Source organism: Paraburkholderia rhynchosiae, assembly GCF_002879865.1.
In the GTDB taxonomy this organism is placed as follows: Bacteria; Pseudomonadota; Gammaproteobacteria; order Burkholderiales; family Burkholderiaceae; genus Paraburkholderia; species Paraburkholderia rhynchosiae.
Genome location: NZ_PNXY01000007.1, coordinates 75,721 through 95,318, shown reverse-complemented (window position 1 = coordinate 95,318; position 19,598 = coordinate 75,721). Strand labels below are relative to the sequence as shown.

General features: G+C 61.6%; 21 protein-coding genes. 11 read left to right on the top strand and 10 right to left on the bottom strand.

Annotated features, from left to right (window positions below):
• Positions 1-6 precede the first annotated feature (6 nt).
• Positions 7-804, bottom strand: a complete 798-nt coding sequence (locus C0Z16_RS12135) for an SDR family NAD(P)-dependent oxidoreductase (RefSeq protein ID WP_102632395.1) — start codon at positions 802-804, stop codon at positions 7-9.
• Positions 805-926: 122 nt separating this feature from the next.
• Here C0Z16_RS12135 and C0Z16_RS12130 point away from each other — a divergent pair, with 122 nt between their 5' ends.
• Positions 927-1,874, top strand: a complete 948-nt coding sequence (locus tag C0Z16_RS12130) for a GlxA family transcriptional regulator (protein WP_102632394.1) — start codon at positions 927-929, stop codon at positions 1,872-1,874.
• A 36-nt stretch (positions 1,875-1,910) separates the two neighbouring features.
• Here the strand turns inward: C0Z16_RS12130 and C0Z16_RS12125 are convergent, their stop codons facing one another.
• Together C0Z16_RS12125 and C0Z16_RS12120 are read right to left on the bottom strand one after the other, a co-directional pair.
• Entirely contained in the window at positions 1,911-2,564 is a 654-nt protein-coding gene (locus C0Z16_RS12125) for a Vgb family protein (protein ID WP_102632393.1), read from the bottom strand.
• A 9-nt stretch (positions 2,565-2,573) separates the two neighbouring features.
• Entirely contained in the window at positions 2,574-3,794 is a 1,221-nt protein-coding gene (locus C0Z16_RS12120; protein ID WP_102632392.1) for a helix-turn-helix domain-containing protein, read from the bottom strand.
• A 128-nt stretch (positions 3,795-3,922) separates the two neighbouring features.
• Between C0Z16_RS12120 and C0Z16_RS12115 the strand changes: the two genes are divergently transcribed.
• The 4 genes from C0Z16_RS12115 (at position 3,923) to C0Z16_RS12095 (ending at position 8,544) form a co-directional block, all read left to right on the top strand.
• Positions 3,923-4,690 (top strand): DUF899 domain-containing protein, encoded by a 768-nt coding sequence (locus C0Z16_RS12115; RefSeq protein WP_102632391.1) that lies wholly within the window; start codon positions 3,923-3,925, stop codon positions 4,688-4,690.
• 8 nt (positions 4,691-4,698) lie between these two features.
• Complete coding sequence (locus tag C0Z16_RS12110; protein ID WP_244201223.1) at positions 4,699-5,538, top strand: DUF2182 domain-containing protein; 840 nt, start codon at positions 4,699-4,701, stop codon at positions 5,536-5,538.
• Positions 5,539-5,572: 34 nt separating this feature from the next.
• A complete protein-coding gene (locus tag C0Z16_RS12105; protein WP_102632389.1) occupies positions 5,573-6,082 on the top strand; it encodes a DUF1697 domain-containing protein in 510 nt (169 codons plus the stop codon).
• 527 nt (positions 6,083-6,609) lie between these two features.
• Positions 6,610-8,544 carry a putative bifunctional diguanylate cyclase/phosphodiesterase gene (locus C0Z16_RS12095; RefSeq protein ID WP_102632387.1) on the top strand — a complete coding sequence of 645 codons (1,935 nt, stop codon included), beginning with the start codon at positions 6,610-6,612 and terminating at the stop codon, positions 8,542-8,544.
• Between the two features lie 134 nt (positions 8,545-8,678).
• Here the strand turns inward: C0Z16_RS12095 and C0Z16_RS12090 are convergent, their stop codons facing one another.
• Positions 8,679-9,308 carry a TetR/AcrR family transcriptional regulator gene (locus C0Z16_RS12090; RefSeq protein WP_102632386.1) on the bottom strand — a complete coding sequence of 210 codons (630 nt, stop codon included), beginning with the start codon at positions 9,306-9,308 and terminating at the stop codon, positions 8,679-8,681.
• Between the two features lie 153 nt (positions 9,309-9,461).
• Here C0Z16_RS12090 and C0Z16_RS12085 point away from each other — a divergent pair, with 153 nt between their 5' ends.
• From C0Z16_RS12085 to C0Z16_RS12075, 3 genes are all read left to right on the top strand, one after another.
• The gene (locus C0Z16_RS12085) at positions 9,462-9,881 is read left to right on the top strand and encodes a hypothetical protein (RefSeq protein WP_102632385.1); all 420 of its coding nucleotides are present in this window, start codon (positions 9,462-9,464) and stop codon (positions 9,879-9,881) included.
• A gap of 89 nt (positions 9,882-9,970) precedes the next feature.
• Positions 9,971-11,659 carry a purple acid phosphatase family protein gene (locus tag C0Z16_RS12080; RefSeq protein ID WP_102632384.1) on the top strand — a complete coding sequence of 563 codons (1,689 nt, stop codon included), beginning with the start codon at positions 9,971-9,973 and terminating at the stop codon, positions 11,657-11,659.
• A gap of 140 nt (positions 11,660-11,799) precedes the next feature.
• Complete coding sequence (locus C0Z16_RS12075; protein ID WP_102632383.1) at positions 11,800-12,240, top strand: hypothetical protein; 441 nt, start codon at positions 11,800-11,802, stop codon at positions 12,238-12,240.
• Positions 12,241-12,331: 91 nt separating this feature from the next.
• Here C0Z16_RS12075 and glnQ read toward each other — a convergent pair whose 3' ends face one another.
• The 6 genes from glnQ to C0Z16_RS12045 all read right to left on the bottom strand — a co-directional run bounded on the left by glnQ (position 12,332) and on the right by C0Z16_RS12045 (position 17,827).
• Entirely contained in the window at positions 12,332-13,060 is a 729-nt protein-coding gene (gene glnQ, locus C0Z16_RS12070) for a glutamine ABC transporter ATP-binding protein GlnQ (protein WP_167403512.1), read from the bottom strand.
• Positions 13,057-13,713 (bottom strand): glutamine ABC transporter permease GlnP, encoded by a 657-nt coding sequence (gene glnP / locus C0Z16_RS12065; RefSeq protein WP_102632382.1) that lies wholly within the window; start codon positions 13,711-13,713, stop codon positions 13,057-13,059. Before glnP ends, glnQ begins: the two co-directional genes overlap by 4 nt.
• A gap of 63 nt (positions 13,714-13,776) precedes the next feature.
• Positions 13,777-14,529 carry a glutamine ABC transporter substrate-binding protein GlnH gene (gene glnH / locus C0Z16_RS12060; protein ID WP_102632381.1) on the bottom strand — a complete coding sequence of 251 codons (753 nt, stop codon included), beginning with the start codon at positions 14,527-14,529 and terminating at the stop codon, positions 13,777-13,779.
• A gap of 340 nt (positions 14,530-14,869) precedes the next feature.
• Positions 14,870-15,634, bottom strand: coding sequence for an enoyl-CoA hydratase (locus C0Z16_RS12055; RefSeq protein WP_102632380.1), 765 nt, complete (start codon positions 15,632-15,634; stop codon positions 14,870-14,872).
• Positions 15,631-16,797 carry a CaiB/BaiF CoA transferase family protein gene (locus C0Z16_RS12050; RefSeq protein WP_102632379.1) on the bottom strand — a complete coding sequence of 389 codons (1,167 nt, stop codon included), beginning with the start codon at positions 16,795-16,797 and terminating at the stop codon, positions 15,631-15,633. Before C0Z16_RS12050 ends, C0Z16_RS12055 begins: the two co-directional genes overlap by 4 nt.
• A gap of 139 nt (positions 16,798-16,936) precedes the next feature.
• Entirely contained in the window at positions 16,937-17,827 is an 891-nt protein-coding gene (locus C0Z16_RS12045; protein WP_102632378.1) for a LysR family transcriptional regulator, read from the bottom strand.
• 426 nt (positions 17,828-18,253) lie between these two features.
• Here C0Z16_RS12045 and C0Z16_RS39330 point away from each other — a divergent pair, with 426 nt between their 5' ends.
• The 3 genes from C0Z16_RS39330 to C0Z16_RS37390 all read left to right on the top strand — a co-directional run bounded on the left by C0Z16_RS39330 (position 18,254) and on the right by C0Z16_RS37390 (position 19,467).
• Positions 18,254-18,385 (top strand): hypothetical protein, encoded by a 132-nt coding sequence (locus tag C0Z16_RS39330; protein WP_279635062.1) that lies wholly within the window; start codon positions 18,254-18,256, stop codon positions 18,383-18,385.
• Between the two features lie 48 nt (positions 18,386-18,433).
• On the top strand, positions 18,434-18,610 hold the full coding sequence (locus C0Z16_RS38705; RefSeq protein ID WP_244201222.1) for a hypothetical protein: 177 nt from the start codon (positions 18,434-18,436) through the stop codon (positions 18,608-18,610).
• A gap of 608 nt (positions 18,611-19,218) precedes the next feature.
• Positions 19,219-19,467, top strand: a complete 249-nt coding sequence (locus tag C0Z16_RS37390) for a hypothetical protein (protein ID WP_146014304.1) — start codon at positions 19,219-19,221, stop codon at positions 19,465-19,467.
• The last annotated feature ends 131 nt before the right edge of the window (positions 19,468-19,598 follow it).

Below are 19,598 nucleotides of genomic sequence, written 5' to 3'. Positions count from 1 at the left end.
TTGTCGTTACGCCACCTTATAGCGCGGCGCCGGCGCATTGCTCGACAGCAGCGGGAACATCGCGCGGCGGGCGCCTTCGTACTCTTCCCACTTCTCCACCGCGTGCAGCGACGGAATCGTGATCAGTTCACGGCGGTCGAAGCCGATCAGCGCGGCGTCGACCATGTCGTCGGCGGACATCACGATCGCCTTGTCGAGATTTTCGAGCGGCAGGCCGCCCGTCTGCCAGAACTCGGTGGCAGTCGCGCCCGGCAGAACGGCCTGCACCTGAACGCCCTTGTCGGCCAGCTCGTGATTCAGCGACTGGCTAAATGCCAGCACGAACGCCTTGCTGCCGCCATACACGCCATTCAGGACCTCCGGCGCGATCGCGACGATCGACGCGATGTTGATCAACGCGCCCTTGCCACGCGAGACGAAACCGGGCACCGCCGCATACGTGAGCCGCGTCAATGCGCTCACGTTGAGGTCGATCATGCGCTGCATCGCGTCGACATCGCTGTCGACGAGCGGCGTATGCGTGCCGACGCCTGCGTTATTGACGAGCAGCGTGATGCTCGCATCCTGCTTCAGTTTCGCTTCGACGGCGGCGAGTCCCGCTTTGTCGTTCAAGTCAGCGTCGAGTATCTCCACGCCGCGGCGCGTCTCGGTCGTGATGCGATTGGAGAGCGCGACGAGCCGCTCGCGGTTGCGCGCGACGAGAACCAGATCGTAGCCGCGCCGCGCGAGACGGTCCGCGTAGATCGCGCCGATGCCCGACGATGCGCCCGTGATCAGCGCGGTGCCTTTGTGTGCTTCAGTCATGGTGTTACTCCTTGCGGCAAAATTTTTTGGATGGCGTGACGGAATTCTGGCCTGTTTTGACGACGGCGCAAATGACATATATGGTCATGTTTCAGGACATACGACTTCGACGGAGAATTGCCATGCACCGCGTTGGATATTTGCTGAGCGACGGCTTCCAGGTGATGGCGATCGCGACGCAATCGGTTTTCGAATATGCGAACCTGGTGGTGGGTGAGCCGTTCTATCACGTGGAGAATTTTTCGCCGGCGGGCGGCGAGGTGCGTTCGTCGCTCGGTATGAGCGTGAGCACGCGGCCGCTCAAGTCACGCCGGCCGATCGACACGTGGATCGTCGCGGGCGTCAACGATCCGCTGGCCTCGCCGCCGCCCGCCGACGTGCTCGCGTTTCTGCGCAGGGCGGGGCCGCGCGCGCGGCGCATCGGCGGCATTTGCACGGGCGGCTTCGTGGTGGCGGAGGCGGGTCTGCTGTCGCAGCGTCGCGCCACAACGCATTGGGCTTACTCACGCGAAATGCAAAAGCGCTTTCCCGATGTTCGCGTGGAAGACGACCGCATTTTTATCGTCGACGGACCGGTCTGGACTTCAGCCGGTATGACTGCGGGGCTCGATCTGGCGCTCGCGATGGTTGAAAAAGATCTCGGCGCGGAGGTGGCACGCTCGGTCGCACACAAGCTCGTCATGCATCAACGACGCTCCGGCGGTCAGTCGCAGCATTCGGAAATGCTCAATCTGGCGCCGAAGTCCGACCGCATCCAGAGCGCGTTGAGCTACGCACGCGAAAATCTGAGCCGGCCGCTTACCGTCGATGAATTGGCGGACAAGGTCAGCCTCAGCCCGCGTCAGTTCAGCCGCGTGTTTACGCTGGAGACGGGGCAATCGCCGGCGCGGGCCATCGAAAGCCTGCGCCTTGAAGCAGCGCGCCTGATGATCGAACAAAGCCGGCATCCGCTCGACGTAATCGCGAAAGAGACGGGCTTTCGCGACCGGCGCCATCTGCGCGAAGCCTTTATGCGCGGCTTCGGACTGCCGCCGCAGGCGGTGCGGCGCGAAGCACGCAATGCGGCGTAAATGCAAGCACGGTTCGTGGCTCGGAGTGGATGGCGCTTATCGGATGTCGGCACTCTCGCGTTGAGGGCGGCGAACAGCACGCACCTTTCCACTATTGCCGCCGCCGCAAAAAAATTGTCCGCTGCCGTCCGACTCGAGTCCCGACACGCCGACGCCAGCCGGCATTTCAACGCTTTCCAGAACTTCTCCGGTGCCCGGGTCGACGTGCCTCAACTCGCTTGCATCGTCTTCCCAGGTGCCATGCCACAGCTCTCCGTCTACCCACGTGACGCCCGTGACGAAGCGGTTCGACTCGATGGTGGAAAGCACCGCTCCGGTCTCGGGATCGACTTGATGGATTTTGCGCTCGCGATGTTCGCCGACCCACAGCGAGCCCTCGGCCCACGCGAGTCCCGAGGCGCTGCCGCCTCCCGGCGCGGGGATTGTCGAGAGCACGTGGCCCGTCGTGGGATCGACCTTCTGGATGCGGCCCTCGGCGATCTGAAAGAGATGCCGGCCGTCGAAGGCCGTGCCCGCATCGGCGGCGACCTCGATTGTCTTCAGCGTCTCGCCGCTGGCCGGATCGAAAGCGTTCAGTGTCTTGCCGGTCGCGATCCAGACATGCTGGCCGTCATAGGTGACGCCAGCCACTTGCTGCACGCCCGGAAAAGGACCGTATTCGCGGATGATGGTGGCGTTTGATCGATTCATGCTGTCATCCTAATTGAGCGTGATTGGCGTGGGGAGTAACAACGTTGTCGCGAATCCCGACGCGGGCGGGGCCATCCAGCGACGCGCCCGTCCACGTCCGAACGACTGCGCCTTGCCTGCGGCCGCGAGCGAATCGAGCGTTCGCTGCACGGTGCGCTGGCTCGCGCCGAGCGCAAGCGCGAGCGCCGAACTTGACCACGACTCGCCATCGGCGAGAAGGGCGAGCATCGCCGCGTGCGTTTCTTCGACCGGCCGCGCGAGTACGACAACCGCGCGTGCGTCACGCGGCGTCAACGCGAAACCATGCCGCGTCGCGCTGACATCGGCCAACGCGCCAAGCACCGTGCGAAGCCGCCCGATCTCGACGCGCAAACGCGCGCGATGCGAGTCATCGGCATGCTTCGCCCGGAATGCGCGCGCGATGAGCGTGTCCCGCGGCACATCGGTAGGCCACGCTTGGGCGAGCACGTACACGAGCGTGAAGAGCACGGGCCGCCTCGCGAGCGAGGCAACCGCGTCCGCCTTCTGCACGACATGACGGCATGCGTCGACTACGAACGCCTTCGACGCCAGCAACGCTTCCACTTCGTCAAGCAGCAGAAGCCGCTCTTCGCCGCGCGCGATCAGACGCGCGGCGGGCAGGTTCAACGTATGCGATGCGCTTTCGACTTCGGCAATCAGCGCGGGAATGCGAGCTTCATGGGCGGCCTGCTTCGCCTGGGCGAACGCGGCACGAGCCGTGCGGGTCTGCAAGCGCCTCAATGCAACGCCCGCTACGACTAACTCATGCGCGGCCCTCAAGGCAGGCGGCAAAGGCGCAGGATCGAGCGCGGCGAGGGTGCTTTCGGCTTCGTCGATACGGCCAATCAGAACAAGCCGCCGGACCTCCAGATAGCCCGCGTGGGCGGCGTTGGCGCGGTCGCCATGTGCTTCGAGCGTCGCGCGTGCGGCGCCGAGCGCTTTTGCGGGCCACGCGAGATCGCGCGACGCAAGCGCGATCTCGGCTTCGGCAACGACACACCTCGCGCGGGCCACGGCTTGTTTCGGACCGAAGGCGCGCGCGGCGCTTCGCACGAGCGCCTTCGCTCGAATGAAATCGCCGAGCTGCGCCATTGCGATGCCGCGAAGCGCGAGTGCGGACGCGTCGTCGCGCAACGCGACGCGCTTGAGTGCGCCGAGCGGATCACCCGCAGCAAGCGCCTGCGCGGCGGCCTGGATTAGCGGGTCCATGTTGATCGAAATCGCGTCACACTTGTCACTCCCACCGTCCGAAAGCCCGGTACTAATCTAGCACGGCCGCTAACCAGTACGTCGTTCGAAACCGCTTGAACGACGAAGGAAACCGAACGGAGAGAACTATGACCACGACACATACGACCGGCACACGCGAACAATGGCTCGCAGCGCGGCTCGACCTGCTCAGCGCGGAAAAAGAATTGACGCGGCGCAGCGACGAACTGGCGCGGCGACGCCAGGAACTGCCGTGGGTACGCGTCGACGAGGCGTACCGGTTCGAAACCGAACAAGGCAGCGCGTCGCTGGCCGATCTGTTCAGGGGACGCTCGCAGCTACTCGTCTATCACTTCATGTTCGGGCCGGACTACAAGGCAGGATGCCCGTCGTGCTCGTCGATTGCGGATGGGTTCGACGGCTTCTCGATTCATCTGGCCAACCATGACGTGACGCTGACCGCCGTATCGCGCGCGCCGCTCGCCAAACTGCAGGAATACAAGCGGCGCATGGGATGGACGTTTCCGTGGGCGTCGTCGGCGGGCAGCGACTTCAACTTCGACTTCAACATCTCGTTCACGGAGGAGCAGCAGCGCGAGGGCACCGTCGAATACAACTATCAGCGCGGTCGTCATGCGATGGATGCGGTGCCGGCTCCCGAGCCTGTCGCACAGTTCGCGGCCACATGCGGCACGGACGCGTCAACGTACGCGCGCGACCGGCCCGGACTAAGTGCATTCGTGCTCGAGGACGGCGCGGTGTATCACACCTATTCGACATTCGCGCGAGGCCTCGACGGCCTGTGGGGCATGTACCAATGGCTCGACCGCGCGCCGAAGGGGCGCAACGAGACCGGCATCTGGTGGCGCCGCCACGACGAGTACGAGCAGCGCTGAGGCGCGTCGTGGAACTCGTTCGCGCAAGCGGATGCGGGGAGTTCGCGAAACGTGTGATCGGCGCGCGGCTTTCTTCGCGCGCTGTCTTCTACGGCGTCTGCGGGTTGCTGTTTGCGCTCTGCGCGGTGGGCACCATCGCTGCATGCGTGTCCATGTCGTCGATGGGCGAGACGCCCATGCCCGGCGGCTGGTCAATGTCGATGACGTGGACTCCCATGTGCGGACAAACTTGGCCGCGCGTTGCGGCATCGTTCATCCGCATGTGGACCGTGATGATGATCGCGATGATGCTGCCGTCTCTCGCGCCTGTGTTATGGCGCTATGGCGAACGCGTGAGGCATGCAGGGGAGCCGCATGCAGGTCGACTCACGCTACTCGTTGCAGTCGGTTACTTCGCCGTGTGGACTGCGTTGGGAATGGCCTTGTTTCCGCCAGGCGCCGCGCTGGCGACGCTTGAAATGCAGATGCCCGCGTTCTCGCGCGCTGTTCCGATCATCGCGGGCGTGGTCGTTGTGATCGCCGGGGCGTCGCAGTTCACCGCGTGGAAGGCGCATTATCTCGGCTGTTGCCGGCAGGCGCCGGGGCGCGTTCACGCATTGCCGTCGCGCGCTAGCGCCGCGTGGCGATACGGCTTGCGCCTGGGCGTGCATTGCAGCTACTGCTGTGCGGGCTTGACGGCGGTCCTCGTCGTGATCGGCGTGATGGACCTCGTTGCAATGGCTGCAGTGACGGCGGCGATGACCCTCGAACGTTTGGCGCCGCGCGGTGAGCGCGTGGCACGAGGCATCGGGTTTGTCGTGGTCGGCATGGGGTCGTTTATGATTGTGCGAGCCGCCTGGCTCATGTGAACGCTCCTGCTCAACACTCAATCGAACTCACCTGATGACCCGATATGTCGCTCTCCTGCGCGCCGTGAATGTCGGCGGTACCAGCAAACTTTCCATGGCCGACTTGCGGACAATGTGCGAGTCCGTTGGCTTCATCAATGTCCGCACGTATATCGCAAGCGGCAATGTCGTATTCGACAGCAAGCTTGCCGAGGCATCCGTCAAGAGCCGCCTCGAGCGTTGCCTCGAGCAATACGCGGGCAAGCCGGTCGGCGTCGCGGTGCGCACAGGTGCGGAACTTACGGAGGTGCTTGCAGCGAATCCGTTCAAGGCCGCCGCGCCGAACAGAACGGTCGCGATTTTTCTCGACGCACCGCCACCTGCCGATGCACTCACTCACATCAGCGGCCAGCGCGAAGAAGAAATCGCGCTCGGCGCGCGCGAAATCTACGTGCACTACAACGACGGAATGGCCGACACGAAACTAAAAATTCCCGCCGCGAAAACGGGAACGGCCCGCAATATGAACACGGTGGCAAAGCTTGTCGAGATGGCGATGGAATAGGAAGCCTCAAAAGAAACGGGCGGCACACCAAGGCTTTTCGCCGTCACGAACTGCGCATAGAGCCACGCGGCAGCGCGCTGATTGGCCGGCGTCGACTTGAAGAATGTCCATGAGCCGACGTCCTGGTAGCCGTTCTGCATGCCGTCCTTCCAGTACGCGCCATGGGGGTTCCAAGACCAAATTGCTCTCCTTTCAGGCACGCGCGAGACGCCAGCGGGAAAGCCAGGCCTTAACGGCCGGCGTCAATCAGGTTGATTTGGTTTACATGCCGCAGACAGAATGTCCATTTTGTTGGTTTCTGTTTAAATCGGGGTTAACCTTATGAAAGCAGGAAATAGAGAACATCGTCGGCGCCCGTATGCGAAAGCCCGAAAGTGGCCGAGTTTCTGGCTGTTCGTATGCCCAACAGTTGGGAAAGGTGATCCAGAGAAGCCGTCCGGCAAATTAACCTTTGAACTCTTGTTTACGTAATAATCGGGCCACACGCTGCCTGTTTCGATCCACTAACCATTAAAAATGCGCAGGTCATGGCTTTTAGCGAACCAAGGTCTCCATTTTTCAGGTGGATCGTCTCTTCCGCTCAAAACCTGAGCGCGGAGAACCGGCAGATACTTCTCGCCAACCTTTTCACGCGAACGGCTTCAATCGTGTTCGCGTCAATCTGCGAAATCAGCGTCTGCGCGACCGCTTACTATCTCTATCCGAACCTGCTGTATGCAAGCTGGACGAGTGCCGTCGTGGCGCTATTGATGGTGCGTCTCGGACTCATCTGGCTGTGCTGCAGCCGCAGCAACCGGGACCTGCCGACGCCCACGTCGGCCTTTCTATTTGCGAGCATTCTGTGGAGCGCGTTGTTTGGCTTCGGCAGCCTGTTGTGCAATATCAGCGGAGACCCGACGCTGTTTCTGCTTGGCAATGTATGCGCGGTCGGGGTTATCGGTGGATTGGCGGGACGCAATGCGGGCACGCCGCGGCTCGTGCTGCTGCAGATTGTCTTCATTCTCGGTTTGCTAGGCTTTGGCGCGGCGCTGTCGCCGGGCTCCGGCAAACTCGTGCTGCTGTTTCAGGCGCCGTTCTGCGCGGCCGGTTTTCTGACCGTTGCGGTGCGCAGCAATCGCGATACTGTTGCGCTGCTGCTGGCGCGCGAAAACAGTCAGCGCCTCGCGCATCACGACAGCCTCACGGGCTTGCCGAACCGGGCGCGCATCAACGACCTGCTGCTCGAGCGCACATGGTCCGGCTCGTCGGTTCGCAATGAATTGTTCGCTGTTCTATTGATCGATCTGGACGGATTCAAGGCGATCAACGACAGCCTGGGTCATGCCGCGGGCGACCAGATTCTGCAGGAAGCCGCGATTCGATTGCGTGAAGTGCTGCCGGATACCGACATAGTCGGGCGCCTTGCGGGCGATGAATTCGTGGTCATTTCAGAAGCGCCCGAACCGTCGCGCGATGTGCGCGTGCTGGCGGATCGCATCGTCAAAACGCTTGCGCGGCCTTTCGCATTGAGCGACGCACTGGTGCATATCGGCGCCAGCGTGGGCGTGGCGCTTTATCCCGAGCACGCGTCGACGGGGCCGCAATTGCTGATTTGCGCCGACCGTGCGTTGTACGCGGTGAAGCGCAGCGGAAAGAGCGCGTACGCGATTTTCGACGCCGACCAGCACGTATCCGACGAAAGCCTCAGCCTGCTGCGCAGCGATCTTGAAGGCGCGCTGCGCTCGTTCAGCGGCTTGCGCGTGGAGTATCAGCCGATATTCGATCTGGGCAGCGGCGCCGTGGCTGGCCGCGAGGCGCTGATTCGCTGGACGCATCCGACCCGCGGCGAGCTGCCGCCTTCTGCGTTTATTCCCACTGCGGAGCGCACCGGCCTCATTCTCGCGTTGGGCGAATGGGCGTTACTGCAATCGTGCAAGGAAGCGGTCATGTGGCGCGACGAGGCGCCCGTCGCGGTCAATGTGTCGCCGGTGCAATTGCGCGAGGAGAGCTTTGCGTCGATCGTCGCCGGCGTGCTTCGCAAGACGCGGCTGCCGTCCGCGCGCCTGAATATCGAAGTGACGGAGACCGTGCTGTTGAACGACGACACGGTGACCCGGCGCAATATCGCGCGGCTGCGTGCGCTGGGCATCGGCCTGGCGCTCGACGATTTCGGCACCGGCTTCTCGACAATGTCCACGCTCGTGCGCTTCACATTCGACAAGCTGAAGATCGACAGCTCGTTCGTCAAGGAGTCCGTGCATCGGCGTGAATCGGCAGCAGTCGTGAGAGGCATCGTCGCATTGGCGCGCGAAATCGGCATGCCGACCACGGCGGAAGGCATCGAAACGCAGGAGCAACTCGATTTCGTGCGGCGCTCCGGCTGTACACACGCGCAGGGCTTTTTGCTCGGCAAGCCGGTGCAGGGCTGCGAGATTGCGCGCATCGACGACAAGCTGCCTGCTCATTCCGCGAAGCAGGCATAACCAGGCATAACCAGGCATAACCAGGCATAACCAGGCATAACCAGGCATAACCAGGCATAACCAGGCATAACCAGGCATAACCAGGCATAACCAGGCATAACCAGGCATAACCAGGCACAAGCGCGCTTGCGTTGTTAGCGCTCGTCGTTGTCTTTCTTCTCGCCGCGCGGCGAGCGGGCGGTGCGTGCTTTGGGCTTAGTGCTGGAGCCAGCGGTCCACTGGCTGTCGTCGAGCAGGCGATCGAACAAACGTGCGCGCTCCTTTTCGGAAAGCGGGCACAGCCCTAATAGCGTCGTAAACACAAGACCTCTCGCCGCCGACCAGCGCAACAGCGCGAGGTCCGGATCGGCCGCTTCCGCCTTGATACGCTTGACCTTCTGCGCGCTCAGTTCAAACGTTGAGGACAGCAACGCCGGGTCCTCCACGAGCGCGGCCAGCACGGCAAAGCCACCGGCTTGCGGATTCTCGGTCGCTTCGCGCATGGTTGCGATTTCGGCCGCGAGATTGGCCTCGGGCGTGCTGCCGCCCACCTTCGTCAGATACTGTTGCGAGAAGTTTTCGAAGCGCTCGATGTCGTGTTCCAGCAGCGCTTTCAGCACATCGGTCTTGGTGCGAAACTGATGCGTCAACCCGCCCTTGCTGATGCCGCTTTCGCGTGAAATGGCTTCGAACGTGAGTTGCCCCGGACCGTCGCGCGCGATGATGGTGAGCGCCGCTTGAAGCGCAGCCCGGCGAGAGCGTTCGGAACGAGTGGGGTTATCCATGAAATTCCTGGGCGTGGCTGCGTGAGTTCATTGAACATTCATTTTACAGACCGGAGGTACGGTTTGTCCGCGAACCGATAGTAACGGGAAGCGTATGCTGCGCTTTTGAATCGCGGCGCTACTCTCCGTCTTCATTCGAACAGCGAGGTATACGTGGACTCGACATTGAAATTCCAGCTGCGAATCACCGTCTCGGCCGAACTCGCCAATGCTTTGCGCGCCGATTCGTCGGGCGCGGCGCTTGCCCCGCTTCGCGAGATTTTGCATCGGCATCACGCGACCGTGAAATGCCAGTACGACGCTTTCGCGGACTACGCGAACGAGGCCGAACGGCTTGGCGCCGAAAACTATCCGCTTTATCAATGGACGCGCGACACGATCGCGAACCCCGAAAAGAAAGCGAAATACCTGCGATCTTTTACCGTCTATGTAAATGGCGAACAGATCTACGAGAAGAACATAGCGGACGCCATAGAGACCGAACTATTGAAGCTCCCGACCGAAAGCGGCATTGAAAGCATTTCGAAATTCGACACCAATCCCGCGAATAGCCCGCAGCCGCCAACGCGTTAGCGCGCTGCCGTTTTCATTCAACTGTCACTGTTTCGCGACTAGGATCACTGGTCAACGCCGCCAGTCCTTCCTACCCACAAAACACAGACATGTCGAATACAAAAAACGCTAAGGCTTTGCCAGCCGATCAGGGCGCTTCCATCGTTTCGCGTCGCGGGTTCCTGAAGTTCGCCGGCGCATCGGGTCTCGCTACCGCCGCGAGCACGTTGTCAGCGGCGCGCGCCGCGAGCAGCGCGCCCGACGGCACGCCCGAGCAGGTTCACCTGACCTGGGGCAACGATCCATCGAGTGAAGTCACCGTGTCGTGGGCATCGCTCGCGGCTGCAGTCAAACCGCATTTGCGCATCGGCCGCGTGGGCGACGCCAAACGTATCGTGCATGGCGTGCAGAGCACCTACACCGACGGCCTCAACGGCGAGGTCGTGTTCAACTATCACGCGCGTCTGCGTGACCTCAAGCCTGATACGAGCTATGAGTACGAGGTCAGTGCCGATAACGACAGCAACGCGGCGCAGCCCTTCAGCGGCGGTTTTCGCACTGCGCCGCGAGGCCGCGCGCCGTTTCGCTGGACGAGCTATGGCGACCTCGCGACCCCGAATACCGGCTGGGTGCTGTCGTCGCCGCAAAGCCGCTTCGCCGTGCAGGCCGTCGAGCGCTTCCAACCGCTGTTCCATCTGCTAAACGGCGATCTTTGCTACGCCAATCTGAACCCGACGCAGCAGCCGGCAGTGTGGCGGGACTTCGGCAACAACTGCCAGACGTCGGCGGCGAATCGTCCGTGGATGCCGTGCCCCGGCAATCACGAAATCGAATTCCATAACGGCGAGCAAGGCCTTGCGTCGTATCTCGCGCGTTACACGCTGCCTGAGAATCGCACGCGTTTTCAGGGGCGCTGGTACAGCTTCCGAGTGAGTTCGGTGCTGTTCATTTCGCTCGATGCCGACGACGTCATCTATCAGGACGCAGCCGCGTTCGTGGCCGGGCCGAATCCGCCGGTGCCGGCCGCGAGCACGGGCAATCCGCCGATCCAGGCGGGCACGTCCCTGTATGTGCGCGGCTACAGTGGCGGCGAGCAAACGCGCTGGCTGGAGAAAACACTGCGCCACGCGGCCGAAGATGAGGACGTCGACTGGATCGTCGTGCAGATGCATCAGGACGCGCTGAGTTCGTCGAAGAACGGCAATGGCTCCGATAAGGGCATCCGCGAGGCCTGGCTGCCGCTGTTCGACCGCTACGGCGTGGACCTCGTACTGTGCGGCCACGATCACGACTACGAGCGCAGCTACCCCGTGCGCGGCTGCAATCACAACAAGGGCACCGACATCGCGACGGGCCACCCCGTCGATACCTTGCAGCCGAAGCCGGTGATGTCGGCGATCTCCGCGGGCGCGTCGACATTCGATACGAGCCACGGCACGATCCACCTGATTCTCGGCGGCGGCGGCACGAGCGCGCCGCTCGACGTCTACGGTGTCGATGCCGGCACCGGACTGCCGCAGGCGCGTATTTTCACGCGGCCTAACCGTCCGGTGCCAGGCGCGACTGCCGGCACGTTCGTGCGAGCAAGCGCCGACGCCGTTGAAGACGCGATCTGGTCGGCACAACGCGATACCGGCACGGGTTACGGCATCGCCGTGTTCGATCATGATCCGGGCCATCCGGGCGGCGAGACCACGATCACGATGAACTACTACCATGCGCCGGGTGCCGATCAGACGCCGACAGCGAACTACGAATTGTTCGAAACGATCGAGCTGAAAAAGAAGCGCAGGCGCTGAGGCGGCGCGGACAGGAAGGGATGAGAGACGGCGCAGCATGTTTTGTTACACGTCTTACCGGTACGCGGTGCGGCGGTTACAGAGGCCTTTCAAATGGCCGGTTATACTCGGCGCCGTCTCATAAAAACCAAAGACCTATTATGTCCAAGCGAATCCTTAAATTTGTGGCTGTTGCAGCGCTCATGAGCGCGGCGTCGTTGTCGGCGGTGGCCGGCGATATGAACAACGCGCTGGGCGGCGCGCTCGGCGGTGTCGCGGGCGCGGCAGTTGGCGGCGCGGTCGGCGGCAGCACTGGCGCCGTGATCGGCGGCGCAGTGGGCGGCGGCGCGGGCGGTGCGGTAACGTCGAATCGCCGCGAGCGCACGGGCGCCATCATCGGCGGCGCGCTGGGCGGCGGCGCGGGCACGGCGGCGGGCAATGCGATGGGCGGCCGCACTGGCGGCCTGGTCGGCGCGGCAGTGGGCGGCGGCGCGGGCTCGGCGCTCGGCGGCAACATCTCGCGCTCGAACTCCTACGCGGACGACTACTCGCGCGGCTATCATTCGGGCAAGAAGCGTCATAAGCATCGGCATTACGACTGAGTTGCGCCCGGGTTGAGTTGTGCTTAAGCGCTACCGTTGAAGTGCGCCGCGCGAGCGGCGTTCACTTCGGCTAACCGGAACGTCCGGCCATTCACGTCACGTGCTTCAGAAACTCCTTCAACCGTTGCGTCGGCGGATTATCGATCAGCGCGCCCGGCTCGCCATCTTCGGCGATGCCGCCGTTGTCCATGAACAGCAGGCGCGTGCCGACCCGTTTCGCAAAACCGATCTCGTGCGTGACGACGATCATCGTCATGCCCTCCGTCGCGAGATCCTGCATAACCTTAAGCACCTCATGACGAAGCTCGGGATCGAGCGCCGAAGTCGGCTCATCGAATAACATCAGCTTCGGCCTGATTGCCAATGCGCGTGCAATTGCCACGCGTTGCTGCTGTCCGCCGGACAACTCGGAAGGATAGTGATTGGCGCGCGATTCGAGCCCGACTTTGTCGAGTAGCGCCATTGCCTGATCGCGTGCTTCGGCACGCGATGCGCCGCGCACCTGGATGGGGCCGAACATCACGTTTTCCAGCGCGGTCATCTGCGGGAACAGGTTGAACTGCTGGAACACCATGCCGGCTTCCAGGCGGATAGCGCGAATATCAGACGCATTGCCCTTCACGCTGAGGCCGTCCACGAGCAACTCGCCGCCACTGATCTTTTCGAGCGCGTTGATGCACCGGAGCATCGTCGACTTACCCGAGCCCGACGGCCCGACCACCACCACGACTTCCGAATTCTCGATACTAAGACTGATGTCCTTGAGCACCGGCACATGGCCGAAGCTCTTCGACACGCTTTGGAATTCGACCATGCTCATAGAATGCGCATCCTTCTTTCAACGAGACGCAGTGAAAGCGTCATCACGCCGGTCAGCACAAGGTAAATCACCGCGACTGCGGACCAGACTTCGACCGCACGAAAATTCCCCGCGATGATCTCCTGACCCTTGCGCGTCAGTTCGCCCACGCCGATCACGATAAACAGCGACGTGTCCTTCAGACTCACGATGCACTGATTGCCCAATGGCGGAATCAAGCGGCGGAACGCAAGCGGGCCGATGATTTTCATCAGCACGCGCGGCATCGACAATCCCATTGCAAGGCCCGCTTCCATCAACCCCTTCGGAATCGACAGCAACGCGCCGCGCACGACTTCGGCGAGATAAGCGCCGGAGTTCACCGTGATGGCGATAATCGCAGCCGTCAGCCCGTCGATTCGCAAATGCGCGAGCAAGGGCAGCGCGAAGTAGAGAAACATCACCTGAACGACAATCGGCGTGCCGCGTATGAGTTCGACGTACACCTGCGCGACCACATTGAACGCAAGCGGACCATAGGCGCGGCACATGCCTGCCAGTACGCCGACGATAAACCCGCCGACCAGTCCGACGAAGGCGATGAAAACGGTGAGCTTCACGCCGGTTATCAGGTCTGGAAGGGCAGTCCAGATAACTGTCCAATCGAATTCCACAAACTGCTCCTTATTGATGCGTCTGCCGCGCGCTGCGACTCACCGCGCGTTCTGTCACGACGATTACGACTTGGGCGGCTCGGAGCCGAACCACTTCTTGTACAGCGTCGCGTAGCGGCCGTCGGCCTTGAGCCTGGCCAGCCCGGCGTTGACCGTGGCGACGAGCGGACTGCCTTTCGGAAAACCGATGCCGTACTTGTCACCGCTGACCGGCGTGCCGGCAACCTTCACCTTGCCTTTGCCGGCGGTGCTCACGAAGTACAGCACGTTGGGCGTGTCGTGCATCGCGGCGTCGACGCGACCCGCTTCCAGCGCGAGATAAGCCTGGTCGATGTTCGGGAACTGGCGGATTTCCTTGGGCTTCAGGTGTGCCTTGATCCAGTCGATGGTGGCCGTGCCTGTCTTCGCGGCAATCACCTTGCCGTTGAGATCGTCGATAGCGCGGATCGTGGTGTTGTCGCTTTGCACCATCGCGGCGAGCCCGCTGTCGTAGTACGGATCGGAGAAGTCGATCGCCTTCTTGCGCTCCTCCTTGATCGTCATGCCCGACAGCGCGACGTCAATGTTTTGCGTCTGCAATGCCGGAATCAGGCCGCTGAAGTCCATCGGCTGGACCTTGTATTTCCAGCCCTGGTCTTTCGCGATTTCCGCCCAAAGATCCAAGTCGAAGCCGACGTACTTGTCGCCCTGCTTGAATTCGAACGGCATGAACGACGTGTCCGTTCCGACGATAAGTTCTTTGTTGTCCGCGCGAGCGACGGCCGTACCGAGCAGGGCGGCGGCAACGATAGACATGAGGAAGGCACGACGTAACATTATTTCTCTCCGCATTGATTGACGACGTCCAGGACGCATTGCCACATAGCTGGCGGCCGCAGGTTGCAACCACAACATGCGATGTCCGTTCGTTCTTTCCGACAACATGTGTTGTCAATGCGGATACTACGACATCAAAAAGTTTCGCAACAGGATTTTTTGTCGATGAAAACCCTGGGCGCGACAACGGGAGTTCTTTGGCTGCGTATGCGAAGAGGCGAAGAGGCGAAGAGGCGAAGAGGCGAAGAGGCGAAGCCAAGAGGTCATCTGCGGACGCACGCAAAAGAAAAAGCGCCGCTGCTGCGGCGCTTTTAAGCGGTTTCGGCCCGGCTTTTCGTGGCTATTGCTTTGACGAGCCCGACGTAAACGCGATCACCGCGTCCTTGAAACGGCCGCTGCCATACACTTCTTCGATCAGGTCTTCGTCATCGAGTCGTTGTTCGACGACGATGCGGCGCAAGCTTTCCTTCACCGCCTTCTGCGTGACGGGCGAAAGCGCCATCAACCGTTGCGCGAGCGTATGCGCCGCCTCTTGCAGTGCGGCTGGCGAGCACACCTGGTAGACGTATCCACAGGCTAACGCTTCGTCGGCTGTCAGATAGTCGGCGAGCAGCAGCATCTTTTTCACACGCGGCGTGCCCAACGCGGCCTGGAGCCGCGCGATGTTGCGTGACGAGAGCGTGTTCGACAGCGTCTTCGCGATGGGCGCGCCGAACCGCGAAGCGTCGCTGCAGACGCGGAAATCGCAGGCCGTGGCCAGCGCCAGACCGCCGCCCACCGCCCAGCCGTCGATCACGGCGATGGTTGGCATGGCAATTCGCTCGACGGTGTCGATCACGCGCTCCACGAAGGCCTCATAGGCAATGCCGTCGCGCCCGTCGCGGAAGTCCTTGAAATAGCCGATGTCCGTGCCGGAAATAAAAGACTTGCCGCCCGCGCCTCGCAACAGGATGCAGCGCACGCGGCTATCTACCTCACACTGCGCGACGAGTGCGAGCAGCGACTCGTACATATCGAGCGTCATTGCGTTGTGTCGTTCGGGCCGGTCGATCACGATTTCCGCCGCGCCCGAAGGATGAACGGTGAGACTGACCAGTTCGCTCATGACTCGGCTCCGTTGATTTCCGCAAGGATCTCGTGGTTGTGTTCGCCTAGCAGCGGCGGGTGGCGGCGCACCGTCGCCGGCGTGCCGCTCAGTTTGACGGGAAAGCCGATGTTCCTGACCTTGCCTTCGTTCGGATGATCGATCTCCATGCACATGTTGCGATGCCGCGCATGGTCGCTCTCAAATGCTTCGGGATACGAAAGAATCGGGCCGGCTGGAATGCCGGCGGCGAGCAGCATGCCGACCCATTGCGCGCTGTCACGCTTGCCGAACTCCTGCTCCAGCACTTCGATCATCGCCTCGCGATTTTTCAGGCGTAGCGACACCGTTGCGTAGTCCTCGTGATCGATCAGATCGCGGCGATCCAGCACCTCGCACAATCTTGTCCAGAGCTTCTGATTCGTCGCGCCCATCACGAAGTAACCGTCGCGCGCTTTCACCGCCTGATAGGGCGCGCTCATTTTGTTGCTCGTGCCGAGCGGCGTGGGCGGCACGCCGGTGCCCCAGTAGTCGGACATGTCCCAGATCGAGAAGGCCATGATCGAGTCGAACAGCGACGCGTCGATATGCTGGCCTTCCCCGGCTCTCTGCGCGCCGATATAAGCCGACAGCAGACCGTACACTGCGAACAGCGCGCAGCCGATATCCGCCACAGGCACGCCGGCTTTCACAGGCTTGCCGCCTTCGTAGCCGGTCACGCTCATCACGCCGGACATAGCCTGCGCCATCAGATCGAAGCCCGGCCGCGACGACCATGGCCCGCTTTGCCCGAAGCCGGAAATGCTCACATAGACAATCTTCGGATTGATCGCCTTGATGGATTCATAGTCGATTCGCAAACGCTGCACGACGCCGGGACGGTAGTTTTCGACGATGACGTCAGCCGTTTTAGCGAGTTTGTAGAAGAACTCGCGGCCTTCGTCGCTCTTCAGGTCGAGTGTGAGCGAGCGCTTGTTGCGGTTCAGATTCAGGAAGCCCATGCTGTCGGGTCCCTTCATTTTGAAGCCCATCGAGCCTCGTGTCTGATCGCCTTCGGGCGGTTCCACCTTGATGACGTCCGCGCCCAGGTCGGCCAGCATCATGCAGGCGAACGGGCCCGCCATGACCTGGCTCACGTCGAGTACGCGAATGCCTTGTAGCGGTAGCTGTTTTGATTCCGTCATGTCGAGCTTTCTCCTGGATAAAGCGGGCCGCGCTTACGCGTGATGGCTCCACTGTCGCCGACCGGGAGGGCCGCCGCAAGAATCGCTGCGTCATGGCTGGTTTCGCGATTCGCGAAACCGTCGCGCGTGCATGCTTCGGTTAGGTGCCGCCGGCAAGCAATTCCGCCACGACGTTGCGCAGCGTTTGCTCCTGAGCATGACCTTCGACGCACGACAGCACGTAACTGCGTTGAGGCCACTCGCCGTCGAGTTCCGCGCATGCCAGCAATTCCTCGGGATGGAAGCTCCGCAACACGTCCGGCGGCATCAGCCCGACGCCCAGGCCATGGCGGACCATTGCAAGCATCGTGTCGAATCCGCTGACGGTGTAATTATTCGGGAACAGACGGCCCCGGCTGCGGTAGGCGCGCTGCACAGCGGACAGCACTGCCGAACCCTTGCCGAGACTCACAATGGGAAGGTCGAGAATATCGTCGATACCGACAGGCGCGTTGCCGAACTCGAAATGCGCACGGCTATAAACCAGCACGAGCCGGTCCTCTCTATACGCCGACCTGGCTAGATCCAGAAAGCCGCTTTTCTTCTCGTAGATGCCCACGTCGATTACTTTGTCGCGCAGAAGTTGCTGCACGATCTTGCTGTTTTCCTCGACGATCTTCAGGGCTATACGTGGATACTTCCGCTGGACCGCGGCGATCTCGCGAGCCAGAAACTGAATGACGACCGCCTTCGGCGCGCCGATAATGATGCGCCCGTCGAGACCATGATTGAGCGCCTGTGCGTCGCCCTCCATGCGGTCGATCAGGTTGTCGATCTGCCGGACATACTCCAGTAACTTCACGCCGGACTCGGTGATTTCGACACCATGCGGCACGCGCGTGAAGAGCTTCGCGCCCAGTTGGTCTTCGAGGTCCGACACGCGCCGCGACGCTGCCGCGACCGCCAGGCTCAGCTTGTCGGCGGCGCGCGAGATGCTGCCTTCCTCCGCGATGGCAAGGACCAGCCGGACGGTTGTCGTATCGAATTTCACGTGGTCTCCAGTTTGTCTCGAACGATGAGCGGGCGCGTGCTTGCCCGATAGTGTAGTGCCGGCGCGTGGCGGCTCAACCAGCGCCCCCTTCTACCAGACGATGAGCGATTGCGAAGGTTGAGCAATCCAATGTGTTTTTCTCATCGGCCGGTCGTATTGCGGACGCTACATCCGCTTGTACGGAAGCTACGCTCGTTCGTTATTTGCCGGCCGTGGCCCGCTATACGGGTTCGGGCAGCACCGAGGACGCTGCGAACATCGTTTCGTCGTCGCGCTGCTATTCCCGATGATGTATCGCAATCCCATGGACAGTAGGCGTCTTTCGAAGGACGAGCGCGAGTACATTGAAGCGGGCGGCGGCGGGCATGAAAGCTCACTCGTTAATTCATCGCTGCGGTGGCGCTCGCTGTTCACGCTCCGTAGTGTGTGCGGCATGATTCCGGCTACTTCTGCACGATCTGGTTGTGGAATATCTTCCTCGTGTTTTTGCCGCTCTATCTGCTCGACCGTTTTCATATCTCATTCGCGCAGCTTGGCGTGTATGCGGGCATTCCGTAGGCCGGCGGCGCACTTGGTGAGATTGCAGTCAGGTATCTCGCGAAGAAGATGGTCGACCGCGAGATGGCGTCGCCGATTGCTGCGAAGCGGCTATTGATTGCGTGCTGCGCGGCGGGCACGGCCGTGTGCACGATTGCGCTGCCGTTCCCTGATGCGTTGAATGTGACGCTCGCGTTGTTCACCGTCGGGCTCGCGTTCATTGCCGCTGTGGTGGGCTCCGCCTAGGCGCTTGCGGCGGACATCGCGCCGTCGTCGACGATTGCATCTGTTAGCGCGATCCAGAACTTCGGCGGTTATTTCGGCGGTGCGTTTTCGCCGGTCGTTGCTGGGATTATTGTCGACCGTACTGGCTCGTATGCGCTTACCTTCATTTCGGGCGGTGGGATTGCCGGATGTGCCGCGCTCTTCTATTGGTTCATGGCGCGTGAGCCGATCGTGGAGAATGCGGCTGTGTGAAAAGCATGGGTCACATAGGCGAAAAAAAACCTGCCGTCCGAGGGAACGGCAGGCCGAAAAGTCGAGGGACGGGGTAGTCCTGAAATAGCGATCCCTCGAAGACCGAAGCGGAGTGTAGTCGCGCATATCTGCCAATTGCTCGCACTCGGCTGATTAACCCAGGCTCTTGGCCGAACGGGACAACGAAGCCGGTCCGCCCGCCAGAAAAAGCGTCGTAATGCTGGAGAAAGGCGGCCTGATAACGTGGGACTGCTGGGATTAATGGTCGTTATTCGCTCTGGTACGTTTTGGATTCGGTGTTGTGTGGCACCGGAACCTCGCATGTGTTCGCGCGCGTGAAACTCGGGCGCGTGGCGGATTAATCGCGGCAAGGTTGTATGCTTCGGCTGGTGTTCTCGCCTTTATTAATGTCGAGCCGACAGGAACTCAATGAGACGGCCTATCACATTGCCGGTCTGCTTGGAAAGCCTTTGACACCGCAGCCGCTCCTCGGGCTTGGAGGCCTGAACGCGCTCGCTTTGCGGCGAGCCCTTTCGAGCTTCTCCATATTTGTTTGGGGATATTCTGTCTGCATAACGAATGTCAATTTTTTCACTGGAGCTGCAGCAATTTTCTCGCAAATCTGACAGTCGAATATCCCCGGACTAATACAGGTAGTGCCTTGGCACTGCACGTTGCCCCACACAGTTTCTCTGACACTCTTGGTCTGATCCGCCAATAGGTTGACGCAATCGGACACCTTGGGATTGCACGCGAA